This is a genomic window from Pseudomonas veronii (genome assembly GCF_001439695.1).
Lineage (GTDB): Bacteria > Pseudomonadota > Gammaproteobacteria > Pseudomonadales > Pseudomonadaceae > Aquipseudomonas > Aquipseudomonas veronii.
In genome coordinates this window covers 186,362-204,504 of record NZ_JYLL01000003.1, presented here as the reverse complement: position 1 = coordinate 204,504, position 18,143 = coordinate 186,362, and the positions used below count along the sequence as shown (strand labels likewise).

Genomic DNA, 18,143 nt, shown 5'->3' with positions numbered 1-18,143 from the left:
GCATGGAAAAAATTCTCGTCAGCCGCTGCCTGCTCGGGCACAAAGTGCGCTATGACGGCGGCGCCAGCGGGCCGTTCGATCAACTGGCGGCATGGCAGGCCGAAGGCCGCGTGGTTGCGATCTGCCCGGAAGTGGCGGGCGGTTTGCCCACGCCCAGACCTTCCGCCGAGATTCCGGGCGGGCAGGGTATCGACGTGTGGGAGGGCCGCGCCCAGGTGCTGACCGCCGCGGGCGAGGACTTCAGCGCCGCCTTCCTCGACGGCGCCCGCCAGGCGTTGGCGCTGGTGCAGCGCCACAATATCCGTATCACCGTGCTCAAGGCCAATAGCCCGTCCTGTGGCAATGTGCTGACCTATGACGGCACTTTCAGCGGTGTGAAGGTGAGCGGCGAGGGTGTCACGGCGGCGCTGCTCAAGCGCCATGGGGTGCTGGTGTTCAGTGAGTTGGAGTTGCTTGAGGCGGCGCAAGCCCTGGCCCGTCTCCCAAGCCCTCCCACATTTTGATTTACTGTGCTTTGACTTCCGCCGTGTCGCTTTCGAGCCACTTCTGCCCCAGCGCCTTCAACCGGCCATCGGCTTTCACCCGTTGCAGCGCATTGTCCAGGCTCGCCTTGAACGCCGGGTTGCCCTTCTGGAACGGAATGGCCAGCGCCGGCTTGTCGCGATAAGGCTCACTGAAATCGAACTGATCCTGCAACTCGGCAGTCATAGCGATATGGTTGATGGCCACGTCGTACTTGCCGCTTGCCACGCCGGGCAGCATGTCGCTGTCGTCGGTGGTGATGAACGAGGGGCGCACATCCATCTCTTTGGCCAGTTGTTCACCGAGTTCCACTTCAAAACCGGTGAGTTTCTCGCCGTCCTTGAAGTTGAAGGGCGGGGTATTGGCCTCGAGGGCGATGCGCAGTTCACCGCGGTCAAACACATCATCGATCAATTCGGCGTGAGCCAAGGGGCTCATCAGAGGAAGCAGCAGTAACAGGCCAGGCGAAAAGCGCATGGTCACTCCTAAATAATTCGAATGTGCGAGGCGCGGTTCAGCATCGCTTTGTTATGGTGTTGAGTGCCTTGGACAGCAATTAGTCGCTAAGTTGTCATAACCCTACAAATTTCATAGAAAAGTGGAGAAGCGAATGAAAGCCCTTTTGTCTCGTGTAACGATTGCCGGCGTACTATTGGGTGCTTCGATGTTGGTGACCGCCGCAGACGGCATCCCTCGCAGCGCGCCACCTGAAAATGCCAAAGTGTTTATCGTTTCGCCGAAAGACGGCTCCACCGTCGATAAAACCTTCACCGTCAAGTTCGGCATGGAAGGTCTGAAACTGGCCCCGGCCACCGACCAGACCCCAGGCACCGGCCACCATCACCTGCTGGTCGACCAGAAGGCGCTGCCCGACGCCAGCGTGCCGATCCCGGCCACCGACAGCGTAATCCACTTCGGCAAGGCCCAGACCGAAACCGAGCTGACCCTGACCCCTGGCAAGCACACCTTGCAACTGGTCGCCGGCGATAAACTGCACATGCAGTTCAACCCGACTGTAGCGTCGAAAGTGATCACGGTTAACGTCAAGTAAGATTTGTTCAGACAAAAAAATGGGAGACCCCTGCGGGCCTCCCATTTTTCGTAGGGCGTTTGAAGCGTTAGAACAACACGCGGCAACGAATCGTGCCGTTGATGTGTTGCAGCTTCTGTTGCGCCAGGTCCGAGTACTCGGCGTCGACGTCGATCACCACGTAGCCGACCTTCTCGTTGGTCTGCAGGAACTGACCGGAAATGTTGATGCCGTTTTCCGCGAAGACCTTGTTGATCTCCATCATCACACCCGGGATGTTCTGGTGGATGTGCAGCAGACGGTGCTTGCCAGGGTGAGCCGGCAGGGCCACTTCCGGGAAGTTGACCGAGGACACCGACGTACCGTTGTCGCTGTACTTGACCAGTTTTTCCGAGACTTCCAGGCCAATGTTGGCCTGGGCTTCAGCGGTGGAGCCGCCGATGTGCGGGGTCAGGATCACGTTGTCCAGGCCACGCAGCGGGCTTTCGAAGATGTCGTCGTTGGAGCGTGGCTCCACCGGGAACACGTCGATGGCGGCGCCGATCAGGTGCTTGTCCTTGATCGCGTCGGCCAGGGCGTCCAACTCGACCACGGTGCCGCGGGCGGCGTTGATCAGGATGCCGCCTTTCTTGATCGCGCGGATTTCCTTCTCGCCGATCATCCACTGGGTCTCAGCGGTTTCCGGCACGTGCAGGGTGACGATGTCGGACATGCCCAGCAGCTCGGTCAGGCTCGACACTTGCGTGGCGTTACCCAGTGGCAGCTTGGTCAGGGTGTCGTAGAAGAACACCTGCATGCCCAGGCTTTCGGCCAGGACCGACAGTTGAGTGCCGATCGAACCGTAACCGATGATCCCCAGCTTCTTGCCGCGGATTTCGAAGGAGTTGGCTGCGCTCTTGATCCAGCCGCCACGGTGGCAGGAGGCATTCTTCTCCGGAATGCCGCGCAGCAGCAGGATGGCCTCGGCCAGCACCAGCTCCGCGACGGAACGGGTGTTGGAGTACGGTGCGTTGAACACCGCGATGCCGCGCTCGCGCGCTGCGTTAAGGTCGACCTGGTTGGTGCCGATGCAGAAGCAGCCGACCGCCACGAGTTTCTTGGCGTGATCGAAGACCTCTTCGGTCAGCTGAGTGCGGGAGCGAATGCCGATGAAGTGCGCGTCGGCGATCTTTTCCTTGAGCTGGGCTTCCGGCAGAGAACTGGTGATGTACTCAATGCTGGTATACCCGGCGGCTTTCAGAACTTCGACAGCCGATGGGTGGACGCCTTCCAGAAGAAGGAACTTGATCTTGCTCTTATCGAGAGAAGTCTTGCTCATCTGCGTAAACCTGTATCCCGGAGAAAAATGGCAGGGAATCGGATCGCCGGATGTGTCCTGATTCACCAATACTGTTCCCGTTTGACGGCGTCTGTTGCCGTCATGCTGCGTTGCCGCTCCTCCCCATAGCCAGAGCTATGAGTCGTCGCGGCGCCTTGCCTGACGACAACAGCCACTCGTCAAACAGAAACGTATTGGTAAATCAGGGCACAGAGCTGACCCGGACGGCAGGAAAGCCGTCACCGCAGAACGCCCTTGGGCTCTGTCCTACGGGGGCGGTATGCTAGCATACGCGCCCCGCTAAACACCTATTCCTGCGACGTGAAGCGTTCTCAGGATGACCATGAATTGTTCGAGAGTTCTGTCGATGACCCATCCTGCCCTGATTGATGAGCTAAAGACCCTGGTTGAGCCCGGCAAAGTGCTGACCGACGCCGACTCCCTGGAGGCTTACGGCAAGGATTGGACCAAGCACTTCGCCCCGGCCCCGACTGCCATCGTATTCCCCAAGACGGTTGAACAGGTGCAGGCCATCGTGCGCTGGGCCAATGAGCACAAGGTCGCGCTGGTGCCGTCCGGTGGGCGTACCGGCCTGTCGGCTGCCGCCGTTGCGGCCAATGGTGAAGTGGTCGTCTCGTTCGACTATATGAACCAGATCCTCGAGGTGAACCTCACCGACCGCACCGCCAAGTGCCAGCCGGGCGTGGTCACCAAGCAATTGCAGAACGTCGCCGAAGAGCACGGCCTGTACTACCCGGTGGACTTCGCTTCGTCCGGTTCGAGCCAGATTGGCGGCAATATCGGCACCAATGCCGGCGGGATCAAGGTCATTCGCTACGGCATGACCCGTAACTGGGTCGCCGGCATGAAGGTCGTCACCGGCAAAGGCGACGTGCTGGAACTGAACCGCGACCTGATCAAGAACGCCACCGGCTACGACATGCGCCAGCTGTTCATCGGCGCCGAAGGCACCCTGGGTTTTGTGGTGGAAGCCACCATGCGCCTGGACCGTGCGCCGAAAAACCTCACCGCGATGGTGCTCGGCACCACCGACTTCGACGCGATCATGCCGGTGTTGCACGCATTCCAGAGCAAGCTGGACCTGACCGCTTTCGAGTTTTTCTCTGACAAGGCCCTGGCCAAAGTCCTCGGCCGTGGTGACGTGCCGGCGCCGTTCGAGACCGAGTGCCCGTTCTACGCACTGCTGGAATTCGAAGCCACCACCGAAGAAGTCGCCAACCACGCCCTGGAAACCTTCGAGCACTGCGTCGAGCAGGGCTGGGTGCTGGACGGCGTGATGAGCCAGAGCGAAACCCAGCTGCACAACCTGTGGAAACTGCGCGAGTACATCTCCGAGACCATTTCCCACTGGACGCCGTACAAGAACGACATTTCGGTGACGGTATCGAAAGTGCCGGCATTCTTGAAGGAAATTGACGCGATCGTCGGCGAACACTACCCCGACTTCGAGATTGTCTGGTTCGGCCATATCGGCGACGGCAACCTGCACCTGAACATCCTCAAGCCGGAAAACCTGAGCAAGGACGAGTTCTTTGCCAAGTGCGCCACCGTGAACAAGTGGGTGTTCGAAACCGTGGCGAAGTACAACGGCTCGATCTCCGCCGAACACGGCGTGGGCATGACCAAGCGCGACTACCTGACCTACAGCCGCTCGCCGGTTGAAATCGAATACATGAAGGCCGTGAAAGCGGTGTTTGACCCGAACGGGATCATGAACCCCGGCAAGATCTTCGCTGTTTAACCGCCCCTGAAGGAGTCGATCCATGAGCTACCAGCACAAGTATGTCGACGGCACTAACATCCACTTCCCGGTGGGTAAAGTGGTGTGTATTGGGCGTAACTACGCCGAACATGCCAAGGAACTGGATAACCCGGTACCGACCGAACCGTTGCTGTTCATCAAACCGGGCAGCTGCGTTGTGGCGCTGGAAGGCGGTTTCAGCATTCCCACCGAACGTGGTTCGGTGCATTACGAAGCGGAAATTGCGGTGCTGATCGGCAAACCCCTGTCGACCAAGCCCAGCCGCGAAGAAGTGCTCGATGCCATCTCCGGTTTCGCCCCGGCCCTGGACCTGACCCTGCGCGACAAGCAGGCCGAATTGAAAGCCAAGGGCTTGCCGTGGGAAATCGCCAAGTCCTTCGACGGCGCGGCGGTGATCGCGCCGTTCGTGGTCGGCAGCACCTTCCCGGACCTGACCGATATCGGCATTCGCCTGAGCATCAACGGCGAAGTGCGCCAGAATGGCAACAGCGCGGCCATGCTCAACCCGATCATCCCGATGATCCAGTACATGGCCGGCTGCTTCTCGCTGCAGGCCGGCGACGTGATCCTCACCGGCACCCCCGCTGGCGTTGGGCCGTTGAATGTCGGTGACAAGCTGGTGCTGGAACTGTCCGGTGTGACCCGCTTCGAAAGCAGCGTTCGCTAACTTCGGCACAACCCTGTGGCGAGCGAACAATCTCGCTCGCCACAGCTCCCGCACCCGTTTCGGTTGTTTGCATATTTTTCACACCCCATCCGGATAATCTTCAGCCTCTAGCGCGCGGGCCGGTTATTCCTGTGCTATCACCTAACGCTGACTTTCCGGAAAAAGCGCCCAATGGCCGTGTCCCTGCCTACCTTCACCCCCAAGCCACGCTCTCGTTTTGCTCTGCGCTGGTATTCCTGGCTGCTTCTGGTCGGGGCGATCGTGTATGGCGTTGCCTGGGCCATGCATTGGGACGATCGCGGTGTGTTGTGGGTCGTGGAACGTTTTGAAAGCCCGGCCAAACGCCAAGCGAGCGTGTGGCTCCCGGATTACCGCGCCGTCATCGACGCCAAGCTGCTGCCCGGTATGGAGAAGGACGAGGCCTCGGACCTGTCCTACAACCCGCAGACGAAAACCCTGTTTTCCGTCATGGGCAAAAATCCATTCCTCGTCGAGTTGACCCTGCAAGGCGATGTGCTGCGCAAGATGCCCCTTAACGGTTGGAACAACCCGGAAGGTGTGACGGTGATGGAAAACGGCCTGATGGCCGTGATCGATGAACGCCAGCACAGCCTGACCATCGTCAAGGTCGACGCCAGCACCACGGCGTTGAACAAGGCCGACTTCCCGAGTTACGACCTGGGCCCGTCCAAAGACCAGAACAAAGCCTTTGAAGGCGTCACCTGGGACAAGCGCAACCAGCAGTTCGTGCTCGGCGAAGAACGCCCGCCAGCGCTGTTCACCTGGAAAAGCGACGGCAGCCAGACCCTGGTCGGTGACAAGCAAAAGCTCGCCAATACAAAGCTCGACATGCGCAACCTCTCGGCGCTGGCCATCGATCCGCGCACCGGGCACCTGCTGGCGCTGTCGGCCGAGTCCCACCTGCTGCTGGAACTGGATGAAAAGGGCGAGCCAGTCAGCTTCATGACCTTGCTCGGCGGCTTCAACGGCCTCAAGAACACGATCCCGCGTGCCGAAGGCGTGACTCTGGACGAGAACGGCAACCTCTACATGGTCAGTGAGCCGAACCTGTTCTATCGTTTCGAAAAGCAGAAATAACAACCGATTACGTCGGATATTTCTCTATCCGCGGCATACGCCACACACCGGGCGCGTTTAAGTTTAAATTCAGGCGGGCGTGATATTCATTCGCCATTTTTGACTTTGAGCCCGCCCGATGCGTCGACTTGCCCGCCCCAAACCGGCTTTTTTCATACTGGTGCTGATCGCCTTGATGGGCGCGGGCGTTGTCGCACAACAGTTTCGTCTGTTCGAACGGGCCTGGTTCAATTGGCAGGTGTGGGGCCAGCCTGTTGGCGACCGCGCCATTGGCCTGGCGGATTACCGGGTCAGCGTCGAGGGCCAGGTGATCGAAGGCCTGGATGACGACGTCTCCGCGCTGACCTACGACCCGGTGCGTAAAAGCCTGTTTACCGTCACCAACAAAAACGCCGAGCTGGTCGAACTGTCCCTCGCTGGCAAGATCCTGCGAAGGATTCCCCTGGTTGGCTTCGGAGATGCCGAGGCCGTGGAATTTATCAGCGACAACATCTATGTCATCAGCGATGAGCGCCAACAGCGCCTGATCAAGGTGCATGTGGATGACGATACGCAGTTCCTCGACGCCACCGACGCGGAGCAGATGACCCTGGGTGTGCATGTGGGGGGCAACAAGGGGTTTGAAGGGCTTGCCTACGACTCGGTGGGCAAGCGCCTGTTCGTGGCGAAGGAACGCGACCCGATGGTGATCTATGAGGTTCATGGGTTTCCCCATTTCAAACCGGAAAAAACCTACTCGGTCCACGTCATCAACAACCCCAAGCGCGATGCCGGGCTGTTCGTGCGCGACCTGTCGAGCCTGCAATACGACGAACGCAGCGGCCATTTACTGGCGCTGTCGGATGAATCGTTCCTGGTGTTGGAGCTGGATATCGACGGTCGCCCGTTAAGCAGTTTGTCGCTGCTTAACGGGCGCCATGGCCTGAATGCGCGGGTGCCGCAGGCCGAAGGGATCGCCATGGATGACGCGGGTACGTTGTACCTGGTCAGCGAGCCGAACCTGTTCTACGTGTTCAAGAAACCAGAAGCCTGAACACACCGCCGACCCCACATTCGGTTGTGCGTCAGGCCTTGAGGGTTTTCACGCCTTCCGCGGTGCCCAGCAGCAGCACGTCAGCCGGGCGTGCGGCGAACAGGCCGTTGGTGACCACGCCGACGATGGCGTTGATCTGCGTCTCAAGCTCCACCGGGTTGGTGATCTGCATGTTGTACACGTCGAGGATGATGTTGCCGTTGTCGGTCAACACGCCTTCGCGGTACACCGGGTCGCCGCCCAGCTTCACCAGCTCGCGGGCCACGTGGCTGCGGGCCATCGGGATCACTTCCACCGGCAGCGGGAAGGCGCCGAGTACCGGCACCAGTTTGCTGGCGTCGGCGATGCAGATAAAGGTCTTGGCCACGGCCGCGACGATCTTCTCGCGGGTCAGGGCCGCGCCACCGCCCTTGATCAGGTTCAGGTGCGCGTCGCTTTCATCGGCGCCGTCGACGTAGAACTCCAGGTCGCTGACGGTATTGAGCTCGTACACCGGAATGCCATGGCCCTTGAGGCGCGCGGCGGTGGCTTCGGAACTGGCCACGGCGCCATCGAACGCGCCCTTGTGCTTGGCCAGCGCATCGATGAAGCAGTTGGCAGTGGAGCCGGTGCCGACGCCGACGATGCTCTTGTCATCGAGTTTAGGAAGGATTAAATCGACAGCGGCCTGGGCCACTGCCTGTTTGAGTTGATCCTGGGTCATGCGGGCTCCGGAACGGGCGGGGAGTAGAGAGGGCGCGAGTATAACCCATCAAAACCTTTGGATTCGTGTGGTCGCCCGGCCAAACGCTGAGTTAGACTCGTCGACCCTGCCCACTCCGCCCAGTGATGCCTGCCGATGCTTGAACAGTACGTCAAAAAGATCCTCACCTCGCGCGTTTACGACGTTGCCATAGAAACCCCCTTGCAGGCCGCCCGCCAGCTCTCCGAGCGGCTGGGCAACAAGGTCTTGCTCAAGCGGGAAGACTTGCAGCCGGTGTTCTCGTTCAAGATTCGCGGCGCGTACAACAAGCTGACCCAGTTGACGGCCGATGAGCGCGCGCGCGGCGTGGTCACCGCTTCGGCGGGCAACCATGCCCAGGGCCTGGCCCTGGCGGCCAAGGTGCTGGGGGTCAAGGCCACTATTGTGATGCCCAAGACCACCCCGGAAATCAAGGTCGAAGGCGTGCGTTCCCGTGGCGGCAAAGTGGTGCTGCACGGTGATTCGTTCCCGGAAGCCCTGGCCTACTCGCTGAAACTGGTCGACGAAAAAGGCTACGTCTACATTCACCCCTACGACGACCCGCACACCATTGCCGGGCAGGGGACCGTGGCGATGGAGATCCTGCGCCAGCACCCTGGGCCGCTGGACGCGATCTTCGTGCCGGTCGGCGGCGGCGGGCTGATCGCCGGTATCGCAGCGTATGTGAAATACCTGCGTCCGGAGATCAAGATCATCGGCGTCGAGCCGGACGACTCCAACTGCCTGCAGGCTGCCATGGCCGCCGGCGAGCGCGTGGTGCTGCCGACCGTGGGGATTTTTGCCGATGGCGTGGCGGTGGCGCAGATCGGCCAGTACACCTTCGACATCTGCAAAGACTATGTGGACGAAGTGATCACCGTCAGCACCGATGAAATCTGTGCGGCGATCAAGGACATCTATGACGACACCCGCTCCATCACCGAGCCAGCGGGCGCCCTGGGTGTGGCGGGCATCAAGAAATACGTCGAGAGCCGTGGCGTCAGCGGGCAAACCCTGGTGGCCATCGACTCCGGCGCCAACGTCAACTTCGACCGCCTGCGCCATGTGGCCGAGCGCGCCGAGCTGGGTGAAGGCCGCGAAGCTATCATCGCCGTGACCATCCCCGAGAAGCCGGGCAGCTTCAAGGCGTTCTGCGAGGCCGTGGGCAAGCGCCAGATCACCGAATTCAACTATCGCTACCACTCCGGCCGCGAGGCGCACATTTTCGTCGGCGTGCAGACCCATCCGGAAAACGATCCGCGCAGCGCATTGATCGCCAGCCTGACCAGCCAGGGTTTCCCGGTGCTCGACCTGACCGAGAACGAACTGGCCAAGTTGCACATCCGCCACATGGTTGGCGGGCACGCGGCGAAGGTCAGCGATGAAGTGGTGTTTCGCTTCGAATTCCCGGAGCGGCCGGGCGCCTTGTTCAACTTTCTTAACAAATTAGGCGGGCGCTGGAACATCTCGATGTTCCACTATCGCAACCACGGCGCAGCCGACGGCCGCGTGGTCGCCGGCCTGCAAGTCCCGGCGGACGAGCGCCATCTGGTATCGGCAGCCCTTGAAGCCATCGGCTACCCGTACTGGGATGAAAGCGATAACCCGGCTTACAAACTGTTCCTCGGTTGAGCGACTACGCTGATTGGGGCGGCCTTTAAGGAAGACGACACATGGAAACCCTGACCACCCTCAAAGTTATCCACATGGCGGCGACTGTGTTGCTGCTGCTCAGCGGCCTCGGCCTGGCGCTGCTGGCCTGGCGCAAACGCAGCGCCGGCCCGGCGATCACCGTGCAGCGCCCGTGGGCGTTCGTATGGTTGTTGATGGGGATCTGCCTGATCAGCATGCCGTTTACCGGCTGGTGGCTGGTGCATCTGGTCGGCTGGCCGCTGGGGCAGACCTGGATCCTGGGTTCCAGCCTGCTCTACACCGTCGCGGCGCTGTGCTGGTTCTGGCTGGTGGCGCGGCTCAATCGCTTGCGCAAGGGCGAGGGCGGTAGCCTGAATTTCACCTTGGCATTGGCGGTGGTCAGCCTGGTGGGGTTTGTGGCGATTGCGGGGTTGATGGGGGCCAAGCCGGTTTAAGGCTTGGGACCGAGTTGTCTGCATCGGGAGCAAGCTCCCTCCCACATTTAACCGCGTACATCCGTTGAAATGCAGTTAAATGTGGGAGGGGGCTTGCCCCCGATAGGGCCATCAGCTCCGCAGCGTAATCACCGGCCAGCCGCGTTTTTCAGCCTCAGCCCGCAGATTCGGGTCCGGGTCTACCGCGATCGGATACGTCACCTGCTCCAGCAGCGGCAAGTCATTCATCGAATCGCTGTAGAAGTAGCTGTCTTCCAGGCTGTGCCCGGTTTCTTCCAGCCAACGGTTCAGGCGCGTCACCTTGCCTTCGCGAAAGCACGGCACATCGGTGCTGCGCCCGGTGTAGCGGCCGTCTTCCATCTCGCATTCGGTGGCGATCAGGGCGTCTACGCCCAGGCGTGCGGCAATTGGCGCGGTGACGAAGCGGTTGGTCGCGGTGATGATCACCAGCTTGTCGCCAGCGGCGCGGTGCTTGGCCAGCAGTTCAAATGCCTGCGGCAGCATGATCGGCTCGATGCAGTCGCGCATGTAGTCGTTGTGCCATGCCTCCAATTGGGCCATTTCGGTGCGGCCGAGGATTTCCAGGCAAAAATTCAGGTAGGCCGCGTTATCCAGCTGGCCGGCCAGGTAGTCCTGATAGAATTCGTCGTTGCGTGCCTTGTAGGTCACCGGGTCGAGAAATCCGCGTTCACAGAGGTAATCGCCCCAGGCGTGATCGCTGTCACCCCCCAGAAGCGTGTTGTCCAAGTCGAATAAAGCCAGGCGCATTACAGTTACCCGCTGAAAAGTCTGTAAAAAGGCGTCCAGAATACGGTCTTTTCACAAGACTGCACATAAGCTAAGAAGCCTCGTTGCCGCTGGAACAACCTTTGTGGAACAATGCGACGACATGCGTTTGCGAGGTTGTTGCCGTGATCGACCCCGATGGTTTCCGTCCTAATGTCGGGATTATTCTTACGAATGATTCCGGACAGGTCCTATGGGCTCGCCGAATCAACCAAGATGCCTGGCAGTTTCCTCAAGGTGGGATCAACCCTGACGAAACCCCTGAAGACGCCTTGTACCGCGAGTTGAACGAAGAAGTCGGCCTTGAGCGCGAAGATGTGCAAATTTTGGCCTGTACCCGTGGCTGGTTGCGTTATCGTTTGCCGCAACGCCTGGTGCGTACCCACAGCCAACCGCTGTGTATCGGCCAGAAGCAGAAATGGTTTCTCCTGCGCCTGATCTCCAACGAGCAGCGGGTGCGGATGGATTTGACCGGTAAACCGGAGTTCGATGGCTGGCGTTGGGTCAGTTATTGGTATCCGTTGGGCCAGGTGGTGACATTCAAGCGCGAGGTTTATCGTCGCGCTCTCAAAGAGCTTGCCCCGCGCCTTTTAACGCGCGACTGACGACGGAGTTCGACCCCGAGCCATGCTCAATACGCTGCGCAAGATCGTCCAGGAAGTTAACTCCGCCAAGGATCTCAAGGCGGCGTTGGGGATTATTGTGTTGCGCGTCAAGGAAGCCATGGGCAGCCAGGTCTGCTCGGTTTACCTGCTGGACCCCGAGACCAACCGTTTTGTGCTGATGGCGACCGAGGGCTTGAACAAGCGCTCCATCGGCAAGGTCAGCATGGCGCCCAATGAAGGTCTGGTGGGCTTGGTAGGGACGCGTGAAGAACCCCTGAACCTTGAAAACGCGGCTGATCACCCGCGTTATCGCTACTTTGCCGAAACCGGCGAAGAGCGCTACGCCTCGTTCCTCGGCGCGCCGATCATTCACCACCGCCGCGTTGTCGGCGTGTTGGTCATCCAGCAGAAAGAACGCCGCCAGTTCGACGAAGGCGAAGAAGCCTTCCTCGTGACAATGAGCGCGCAATTGGCCGGGGTGATCGCCCATGCCGAAGCCACCGGCTCGATTCGCGGCCTGGGGCGCCAGGGCAAGGGCATCCAGGAAGCCAAGTTCGTCGGCGTACCGGGCTCGCCAGGTGCGGCCGTCGGTACGGCCGTGGTCATGTTGCCGCCGGCCGACCTCGATGTGGTGCCGGACAAGACCGTCAGCGACATCGACGCCGAAATCAAACTGTTCAAGACCGCCCTGGAAGGCGTGCGCGCCGACATGCGCAACCTGTCGAACAAGCTCGCCACCCAACTGCGCCCCGAAGAGCGAGCGCTGTTCGAGGTGTACCAGATGATGCTGGATGACGCGTCGCTGGGCAGCGAAGTCAAAAACGTGATCAAGACCGGCCAGTGGGCCCAGGGCGCGCTGCGCCAGGTGGTCTCCGATCACGTCAACCGTTTCGAATTGATGGACGACGCCTACCTGCGCGAGCGCGCCTCGGATGTGCGCGACCTCGGTCGCCGTCTGCTCGCTTACTTGCAGGAAGACCGTTCCACCAACCTGGTCTACCCCGACAACACCATCCTGATCAGTGAAGAACTGACCGCCACCATGCTCGGCGAAGTGCCGGAAGGCAAACTGGTGGGCCTGATCTCGGTGCTCGGTTCGGGCAACTCCCACGTCGCGATCCTGGCCCGGGCCATGGGCATTCCGACGGTGATGGGCCTGGTGGACCTGCCGTATTCCAAGGTCGACGGCATCGAAATGATCGTCGACGGCAACCGTGGCGAGGTGTTCACCAACCCCAGCGAAGTGATGCGCAAGCAGTACGCCGAGGTGGTGGAAGAGGAACGCCAGCTGTCCCAGGGCCTCGACGCCTTGCGCGAACTGCCCTGCGTGACCCTCGACGGGCATCGCGTGCCGCTGCTGGTCAACACCGGCCTGCTCGCCGATGTGGCCCGCGCGCAACAACGCGGCGCCGAAGGGGTGGGGCTGTACCGCACCGAAGTGCCGTTCATGATCAACCAGCGCTTTCCGAGCGAGAAGGAGCAACTGGCGATTTATCGCGAGCAACTGTCCGCCTTCCATCCGTTGCCGGTGACGATGCGCAGCCTGGACATTGGCGGCGATAAGTCACTGTCGTATTTCCCGATCAAGGAAGACAACCCCTTCCTCGGCTGGCGCGGGATTCGCGTCACCCTCGACCACCCGGAAATTTTCCTCGTACAAACCCGCGCCATGCTCAAGGCCAGCGAAGGCCTGAACAACCTGCGCATCCTGCTGCCGATGATCTCCGGCACCCATGAGCTGGAAGAAGCCCTGCACCTGATCCACCGCGCCTGGGGCGAGGTGCGCGACGAAGGCGCCGACGTACCGATGCCGCCGATCGGCGTGATGATCGAAATTCCGGCGGCGGTGTACCAGGCCAAGGAACTGGCGCGGCAGGTCGACTTCCTGTCGGTGGGCTCCAACGACCTGACCCAATACCTGCTGGCCGTGGACCGCAACAACCCACGGGTGGCCGACCTCTACGACTACCTGCACCCGGCGGTGCTGCAAGCGCTGCAACATGTGGTGCGCGACGCCCATGCCGAAGGCAAGCCGGTGAGCATCTGCGGGGAAATGGCCGGCGATCCGGCGGCAGCGGTGCTGTTGATGGCGATGGGCTTTGACAGCCTGTCGATGAACGCCACCAACTTGCCGAAGGTGAAGTGGCTGCTGCGCCAGGTCAACCTGAGCATGGCCAAGGAACTGCTGGCCGAGCTGATGACCATCGACAACCCGCAAGTTATCCACAGCTCGCTGCAACTGGCGCTGAAGAACCTGGGGTTGACGCGGATGATCAACCCGGCCTCTGCCAAGACCCTCTAAAACCTGGCGCCGATCAAAAATGTGGGAGGGGCGGTGCGACGACTCGACTTGCCCCCGATTACGGAGTGTCAGTCAGCACACGAGCTTGCTCGCGAAAAACCTGAGGGTACCGCGTGCATTCAGGGGGGCGCGCGTCATCGTTGGCGTTTTTCGCGAGCAAGCTCGCTCCTACAGGTTGAGTTCGACTTCGCCGAGCCGCCCACCGTGCGGCCCAAAACTGCGCTCCACCATCTGCCGCGTGCCGTCCGCATTCACAATCAGCGCTGTACTCGCCCGTGTCCCATAACTGGGGCTGGCGATAAATACGCTTGATAGCAAACTCTCGGTCGCCAAGCCCACGCCGGTGTCCGGCAAGTCGGCAAACGGCGCGGTCTGCGGGTCGCTCAAGATATCCAGCAAGGTTTCCGGCTGCGGGTTCTCCAGTACCTCGCCCAGCGCTGCCTTGGCCTTGAGCAATTTCGGCCATGGCGTGTCGAGCCCTGCATTGGAAAGGCCGTACACCCCGGCGGGCAGCTGCGTAGGCACGCTGTCGCGGGCGTTGTAATGCCACAGCTCCTCCCGCGTGCCCACCAACAGGTTGAACCCGGCATATTCAATCGCGCGGCCGTTGATCTCCGCCAAATACTGCTCAAGCGGCAGCGAACCGCTGAGAAACCGCGCCACCAATTCCCCACGCGACTTGCGGGCCGGCGGCTGGTGCGGGTCGCGGATATTGGTCAGGGCGGCAAATCGCCCGTCGGCGTTCACCCCCAGCCAGGTGCCGCCCGCTTCCTGGTCGCGGCCGGCATAGACGGCAGGCGCATCCGGCCATTGGGCCAGCGGCAGGCTGGGGCGGGCGTAGAACTCGTCACGGTTGGCCGCGACGATCAGCGGTTGGGCATGGCCCGGCCGCCAGGCGAAAACAATCAGGCACATCAGGCGATCTCCCTTTGTGTGTTTGGCCACTCTACCTACACTGGCGCGGGCGTTCCATCGTATCCAGTTGGGTCGCATGCCTTCCATCCGTTAACATGCCGGACTTGGTTTGGGGGCTCCCATGGAATTTCTGCTGTATTTACTGCTGGGCGCCTGTGCCGGGGTGCTCGCCGGGCTGTTTGGCGTGGGCGGCGGGATCATTATCGTGCCGGTGCTGGTGTTCAGCTTCACCTTGCAGGGCTTCGACCCGCAGGTGCTGACCCACCTGGCCGTGGGCACGTCCCTGGCGACGATCATCTTCACCTCGATCAATGCCGTGCGTGAGCACCATCGACGGGGCGCGGTGCGCTGGCCGATCTTTGTGTGGATGACCGTGGGCATCCTGATCGGCGCCGGTTTTGGCGCGCTGACCGCCGAGGCGATTTCCGGCCCCCACTTGCAGAAGATCATCGGCGTGTTCGCGCTGATCATCGCCGTGCAGTTGGCCCTGGAGGTCAAGCCCAAGGCCAGTCGAACGGTGCCGGGCAAGCTCGGTCTGACCCTGGCGGGCACGGTGATCGGCTGGGCCTCGGCGATTTTCGGGATTGGCGGCGGTTCGCTGACCGTGCCGTTTTTGACCTGGCGCAGCGTGCCGATGCAGCAAGCGGTGGCCACTTCGTCGGCCTGCGGGCTGCCGATTGCGCTGGCCAGTGCATTAAGTTTCATGATTCTGGGCTGGCATGACCCGCTGCTGCCCGCTCATAGTCTAGGGTTCGTGTATTTGCCGGCGCTGCTGGGCATTGCCCTGACCAGCATGGTGTTTGCCCGCTTCGGCGCGCGCCTGGCGCACCGTTTGTCGCCGCGCTTGCTCAAACGCCTGTTTGCCGGGCTGCTGTTTTGCGTGGGTTTGAATTTCTTGCTGTAACGCAGCCTTAATCGCGCCCGGGCATGGTCCCGGTCGCCATAACGAATGATTTAACGAGGAGTCGCAATGCTGCCTTACCCGCAGATCGACCCGGTGGCCCTGGCCATCGGTCCGCTGAAAATCCACTGGTACGGGTTGATGTACCTGATCGGCATCGGCGGCGCCTGGCTGCTGGCTTCCCGGCGCCTGAACCGTTTCGACCCGACCTGGACCAAGGAGAAACTCTCCGACATGGTGTTCTGGTTGTCGATGGGGGTCATCGTCGGCGGACGCCTGGGGTATGTGCTGTTTTACGACTTGCCCGCCTACATCGCCAACCCGACGCTGATCTTCGAGGTATGGAAGGGCGGCATGGCCTTCCACGGTGGGTTTATCGGCGTGATGCTCGCCGCCTGGTGGTTTGGCCGTCGCAACGGCAAGTCGTTCTTCGAGCTGATGGACTTCGTTGCGCCGCTGGTGCCGATCGGCCTGGGCGCCGGGCGTATCGGTAACTTCATCAATGCCGAACTGTGGGGCAAGCCGACCGACGTGCCGTGGGCCATGGTGTTCCCGCCGTTCAGCGACCCGGCGCAATTGCCGCGCCATCCGTCGCAGCTGTACCAGTTCGCCCTGGAAGGTGTGGCACTGTTCCTCATTCTGTACATTTTCTCGCGCAAGCCACGGCCGACCATGGCTGTGTCGGGTATGTTCGCGTTGTTCTACGGCATCTTCCGTTTTGTCGTCGAGTTCGTGCGCGTCCCGGATGCGCAACTGGGCTACCTGGCGTTCGGTTGGGTGACTATGGGCCAGATCCTCAGTCTGCCGATGATCATCGTCGGCCTGGGCCTGCTGTGGTGGGCGTACAACCGTCCGCAACCGTTGAAGAACACCGCGCTTTGAATTCGAATGCCGAGGCCTGCGAGGTCTCGGCTGCACCGATACGGGTAATGACATGAAGCAATATCTCGAACTACTGAACGACGTCGTGACCAATGGCCTGACCAAGGGCGACCGCACCGGCACCGGCACCAAGGCTGTGTTTGCCCGTCAGTATCGGCATAACTTGGCCGACGGCTTCCCGTTGCTGACCACCAAGAAGCTTCACTTCAAAAGCATCGCCAACGAATTGATCTGGATGTTGAGCGGCAACACCAACATCAAGTGGCTGAACGAGAACGGCGTGCGTATCTGGGACGAGTGGGCCACCGAAGACGGTGATCTGGGCCCGGTGTACGGCGAGCAGTGGACCGCCTGGCCGACCAAGGACGGCGGCACGATCAATCAGATCGACTACATGGTCGAGACGCTGAAGACCAACCCCAACAGCCGCCGCATCCTGTTCCACGGCTGGAACGTCGAGTACCTGCCGGACGAGACCAAGAGCCCCCAGGAAAATGCGCGCAACGGCAAGCAGGCCCTGCCGCCGTGCCACCTGCTGTACCAGGCGTTCGTGCATGACGGCCATCTGTCGATGCAGTTGTATATCCGCAGCTCCGACGTATTCCTCGGCCTGCCGTACAACACCGCCGCGCTGGCGCTGCTGACCCACATGCTGGCCCAGCAGTGCGACCTGATCCCCCACGAGATCATCGTCACCACCGGCGACACCCACGCCTACAGCAACCACATGGAACAGATCCAGACCCAACTGGCGCGCACGCCGAAGAAGCTGCCGGAATTGGTGATCAAGCGTAAGCCTGCGTCGATCTATGACTACAAGTTCGAAGACTTCGAAATCGTCGGTTACAACGCTGACCCAAGCATTAAAGCCGACGTCGCCATCTAAAGCCTGCCTCAGTCTAAAGGTGTGGGCTTGTGTGGGAGGGAGCAAGTCCCCTCCCACACTTTGATTCGGTTACCAGGCTGAATTAATGCCCATGGCTTCTGCCCACATGCGAAGGCTCAGCCTCGCTGGCGGCGACACTGCCGCTGACCTCCAGCCGCTGCAATATCCCGCACTGATCCAGCTCCGGCCCGCTGCCACAGCGCTGGCGCAGGTCGATCAGCTGTTCCTGCAATGCCAACAGGCCATCGATCCGTGCTTTGACATGGTGGATATGCTCGTCGATCAGCGCATTCACGTTTTCGCATTGGTCCTGCGGGCTGTCTCGTAAGCCCAGCAGGCTGCGGATTTCTTCCAGGGTCATGTCCAGGCTGCGGCAGTTGCGGATAAACACCAGCCGCTCGGTGTGCGCCTGGGTGTACACGCGGTAGTTGGCCTCGGTACGTGCCGGTGGTGGCAGCAAGCCTTCCTTCTCGTAATAACGGATGGTTTCCACCGGGCAGTCGGTCAGCTTGGCCAATTCGCCGATCTTCATCGCAACAATCTCCAAATGGGTGCTTGACCCTATAGTGGCTACAGGGTCTTTACTTGGCAACAGGCACCTTACGGA

The 18,143-nt window shown here is 61.0% G+C and carries 19 protein-coding genes; 13 read left to right on the top strand and 6 right to left on the bottom strand.

Features of this window, described 5'->3' with window-relative positions; translation table 11 throughout:
* Positions 1-2 precede the first annotated feature (2 nt).
* A complete protein-coding gene (locus tag TU80_RS05280) occupies positions 3-503 on the top strand; it encodes a 2-thiouracil desulfurase family protein (protein ID WP_057003975.1) in 501 nt (166 codons plus the stop codon).
* A 1-nt stretch (position 504) separates the two neighbouring features.
* Here TU80_RS05280 and TU80_RS05275 read toward each other — a convergent pair whose 3' ends face one another.
* Entirely contained in the window at positions 505-999 is a 495-nt protein-coding gene (locus tag TU80_RS05275; protein ID WP_046381723.1) for a transporter substrate-binding domain-containing protein, read from the bottom strand.
* Positions 1,000-1,132: 133 nt separating this feature from the next.
* Here TU80_RS05275 and TU80_RS05270 point away from each other — a divergent pair, with 133 nt between their 5' ends.
* Complete coding sequence (locus TU80_RS05270; RefSeq protein ID WP_057003974.1) at positions 1,133-1,573, top strand: DUF4399 domain-containing protein; 441 nt, start codon at positions 1,133-1,135, stop codon at positions 1,571-1,573.
* Between the two features lie 67 nt (positions 1,574-1,640).
* On the opposite strand, the gene serA is transcribed toward TU80_RS05270, so the two are convergent.
* Positions 1,641-2,870 (bottom strand): phosphoglycerate dehydrogenase, encoded by a 1,230-nt coding sequence (gene serA, locus TU80_RS05265; RefSeq protein ID WP_017845066.1) that lies wholly within the window; start codon positions 2,868-2,870, stop codon positions 1,641-1,643.
* 367 nt (positions 2,871-3,237) lie between these two features.
* Between serA and TU80_RS05260 the strand changes: the two genes are divergently transcribed.
* From TU80_RS05260 to TU80_RS05245, 4 genes are all read left to right on the top strand, one after another.
* Positions 3,238-4,632 carry an FAD-binding oxidoreductase gene (locus TU80_RS05260; RefSeq protein ID WP_046381725.1) on the top strand — a complete coding sequence of 465 codons (1,395 nt, stop codon included), beginning with the start codon at positions 3,238-3,240 and terminating at the stop codon, positions 4,630-4,632.
* Positions 4,633-4,654: 22 nt separating this feature from the next.
* Positions 4,655-5,320: a fumarylacetoacetate hydrolase family protein gene (locus tag TU80_RS05255; protein WP_017845064.1), complete on the top strand. Its 666-nt coding sequence runs from the start codon at positions 4,655-4,657 to the stop codon at positions 5,318-5,320.
* Positions 5,321-5,491: 171 nt separating this feature from the next.
* Positions 5,492-6,418, top strand: coding sequence for an SdiA-regulated domain-containing protein (locus TU80_RS05250; RefSeq protein ID WP_057003973.1), 927 nt, complete (start codon positions 5,492-5,494; stop codon positions 6,416-6,418).
* A 118-nt stretch (positions 6,419-6,536) separates the two neighbouring features.
* Positions 6,537-7,451 carry an SdiA-regulated domain-containing protein gene (locus tag TU80_RS05245; RefSeq protein ID WP_057003972.1) on the top strand — a complete coding sequence of 305 codons (915 nt, stop codon included), beginning with the start codon at positions 6,537-6,539 and terminating at the stop codon, positions 7,449-7,451.
* Positions 7,452-7,482: 31 nt separating this feature from the next.
* Here the strand turns inward: TU80_RS05245 and rpiA are convergent, their stop codons facing one another.
* Positions 7,483-8,154, bottom strand: coding sequence for a ribose-5-phosphate isomerase RpiA (gene rpiA, locus TU80_RS05240; RefSeq protein WP_017845061.1), 672 nt, complete (start codon positions 8,152-8,154; stop codon positions 7,483-7,485).
* Positions 8,155-8,289: 135 nt separating this feature from the next.
* Here rpiA and ilvA point away from each other — a divergent pair, with 135 nt between their 5' ends.
* Together ilvA and TU80_RS05230 are read left to right on the top strand one after the other, a co-directional pair.
* Positions 8,290-9,804: a threonine ammonia-lyase, biosynthetic gene (gene ilvA / locus TU80_RS05235; RefSeq protein WP_046381728.1), complete on the top strand. Its 1,515-nt coding sequence runs from the start codon at positions 8,290-8,292 to the stop codon at positions 9,802-9,804.
* Between the two features lie 41 nt (positions 9,805-9,845).
* The gene (locus tag TU80_RS05230; protein ID WP_017845059.1) at positions 9,846-10,259 is read left to right on the top strand and encodes a DUF2269 family protein; all 414 of its coding nucleotides are present in this window, start codon (positions 9,846-9,848) and stop codon (positions 10,257-10,259) included.
* Positions 10,260-10,370: 111 nt separating this feature from the next.
* Here TU80_RS05230 and TU80_RS05225 read toward each other — a convergent pair whose 3' ends face one another.
* Positions 10,371-11,027: a histidinol-phosphatase gene (locus TU80_RS05225; RefSeq protein WP_046381729.1), complete on the bottom strand. Its 657-nt coding sequence runs from the start codon at positions 11,025-11,027 to the stop codon at positions 10,371-10,373.
* Positions 11,028-11,170: 143 nt separating this feature from the next.
* On the opposite strand from TU80_RS05225, the gene TU80_RS05220 reads away from it, so the two are divergent.
* Both TU80_RS05220 and ptsP read left to right on the top strand, forming a co-directional pair.
* The gene (locus TU80_RS05220) at positions 11,171-11,650 is read left to right on the top strand and encodes an RNA pyrophosphohydrolase (protein ID WP_026139795.1); all 480 of its coding nucleotides are present in this window, start codon (positions 11,171-11,173) and stop codon (positions 11,648-11,650) included.
* A gap of 22 nt (positions 11,651-11,672) precedes the next feature.
* A complete protein-coding gene (gene ptsP, locus TU80_RS05215) occupies positions 11,673-13,952 on the top strand; it encodes a phosphoenolpyruvate--protein phosphotransferase (protein WP_017845056.1) in 2,280 nt (759 codons plus the stop codon).
* A gap of 168 nt (positions 13,953-14,120) precedes the next feature.
* Here ptsP and TU80_RS05210 read toward each other — a convergent pair whose 3' ends face one another.
* Positions 14,121-14,867, bottom strand: coding sequence for an NRDE family protein (locus TU80_RS05210; RefSeq protein ID WP_057003971.1), 747 nt, complete (start codon positions 14,865-14,867; stop codon positions 14,121-14,123).
* A gap of 121 nt (positions 14,868-14,988) precedes the next feature.
* Here TU80_RS05210 and TU80_RS05205 point away from each other — a divergent pair, with 121 nt between their 5' ends.
* From TU80_RS05205 to TU80_RS05195, 3 genes are all read left to right on the top strand, one after another.
* A complete protein-coding gene (locus TU80_RS05205) occupies positions 14,989-15,771 on the top strand; it encodes a sulfite exporter TauE/SafE family protein (RefSeq protein ID WP_017845054.1) in 783 nt (260 codons plus the stop codon).
* Between the two features lie 66 nt (positions 15,772-15,837).
* Positions 15,838-16,650 (top strand): prolipoprotein diacylglyceryl transferase, encoded by an 813-nt coding sequence (gene lgt / locus TU80_RS05200; protein WP_057003970.1) that lies wholly within the window; start codon positions 15,838-15,840, stop codon positions 16,648-16,650.
* A 52-nt stretch (positions 16,651-16,702) separates the two neighbouring features.
* Positions 16,703-17,536 (top strand): thymidylate synthase, encoded by an 834-nt coding sequence (locus TU80_RS05195; protein ID WP_057003969.1) that lies wholly within the window; start codon positions 16,703-16,705, stop codon positions 17,534-17,536.
* An 82-nt stretch (positions 17,537-17,618) separates the two neighbouring features.
* Here the strand turns inward: TU80_RS05195 and cadR are convergent, their stop codons facing one another.
* Positions 17,619-18,068 (bottom strand): Cd(II)/Pb(II)-responsive transcriptional regulator, encoded by a 450-nt coding sequence (gene cadR / locus TU80_RS05190; RefSeq protein ID WP_017845051.1) that lies wholly within the window; start codon positions 18,066-18,068, stop codon positions 17,619-17,621.
* Between the last annotated feature and the right edge of the window lie 75 nt (positions 18,069-18,143).

Coding starts and splice junctions, on each gene's coding strand:
- TU80_RS05280 (WP_057003975.1), top strand. CDS start 3: ATGGAAAAAATTCTCGTCAGCCGCTGCCTGCTCGGGCACAAAGTGCGC.
- TU80_RS05275 (WP_046381723.1), bottom strand. CDS start 999: ATGCGCTTTTCGCCTGGCCTGTTACTGCTGCTTCCTCTGATGAGCCCC.
- TU80_RS05270 (WP_057003974.1), top strand. CDS start 1,133: ATGAAAGCCCTTTTGTCTCGTGTAACGATTGCCGGCGTACTATTGGGT.
- serA (WP_017845066.1), bottom strand. CDS start 2,870: ATGAGCAAGACTTCTCTCGATAAGAGCAAGATCAAGTTCCTTCTTCTG.
- TU80_RS05260 (WP_046381725.1), top strand. CDS start 3,238: ATGACCCATCCTGCCCTGATTGATGAGCTAAAGACCCTGGTTGAGCCC.
- TU80_RS05255 (WP_017845064.1), top strand. CDS start 4,655: ATGAGCTACCAGCACAAGTATGTCGACGGCACTAACATCCACTTCCCG.
- TU80_RS05250 (WP_057003973.1), top strand. CDS start 5,492: ATGGCCGTGTCCCTGCCTACCTTCACCCCCAAGCCACGCTCTCGTTTT.
- TU80_RS05245 (WP_057003972.1), top strand. CDS start 6,537: ATGCGTCGACTTGCCCGCCCCAAACCGGCTTTTTTCATACTGGTGCTG.
- rpiA (WP_017845061.1), bottom strand. CDS start 8,154: ATGACCCAGGATCAACTCAAACAGGCAGTGGCCCAGGCCGCTGTCGAT.
- ilvA (WP_046381728.1), top strand. CDS start 8,290: ATGCTTGAACAGTACGTCAAAAAGATCCTCACCTCGCGCGTTTACGAC.
- TU80_RS05230 (WP_017845059.1), top strand. CDS start 9,846: ATGGAAACCCTGACCACCCTCAAAGTTATCCACATGGCGGCGACTGTG.
- TU80_RS05225 (WP_046381729.1), bottom strand. CDS start 11,027: ATGCGCCTGGCTTTATTCGACTTGGACAACACGCTTCTGGGGGGTGAC.
- ptsP (WP_017845056.1), top strand. CDS start 11,673: ATGCTCAATACGCTGCGCAAGATCGTCCAGGAAGTTAACTCCGCCAAG.
- TU80_RS05210 (WP_057003971.1), bottom strand. CDS start 14,867: ATGTGCCTGATTGTTTTCGCCTGGCGGCCGGGCCATGCCCAACCGCTG.
- TU80_RS05205 (WP_017845054.1), top strand. CDS start 14,989: ATGGAATTTCTGCTGTATTTACTGCTGGGCGCCTGTGCCGGGGTGCTC.
- lgt (WP_057003970.1), top strand. CDS start 15,838: ATGCTGCCTTACCCGCAGATCGACCCGGTGGCCCTGGCCATCGGTCCG.
- TU80_RS05195 (WP_057003969.1), top strand. CDS start 16,703: ATGAAGCAATATCTCGAACTACTGAACGACGTCGTGACCAATGGCCTG.
- cadR (WP_017845051.1), bottom strand. CDS start 18,068: ATGAAGATCGGCGAATTGGCCAAGCTGACCGACTGCCCGGTGGAAACC.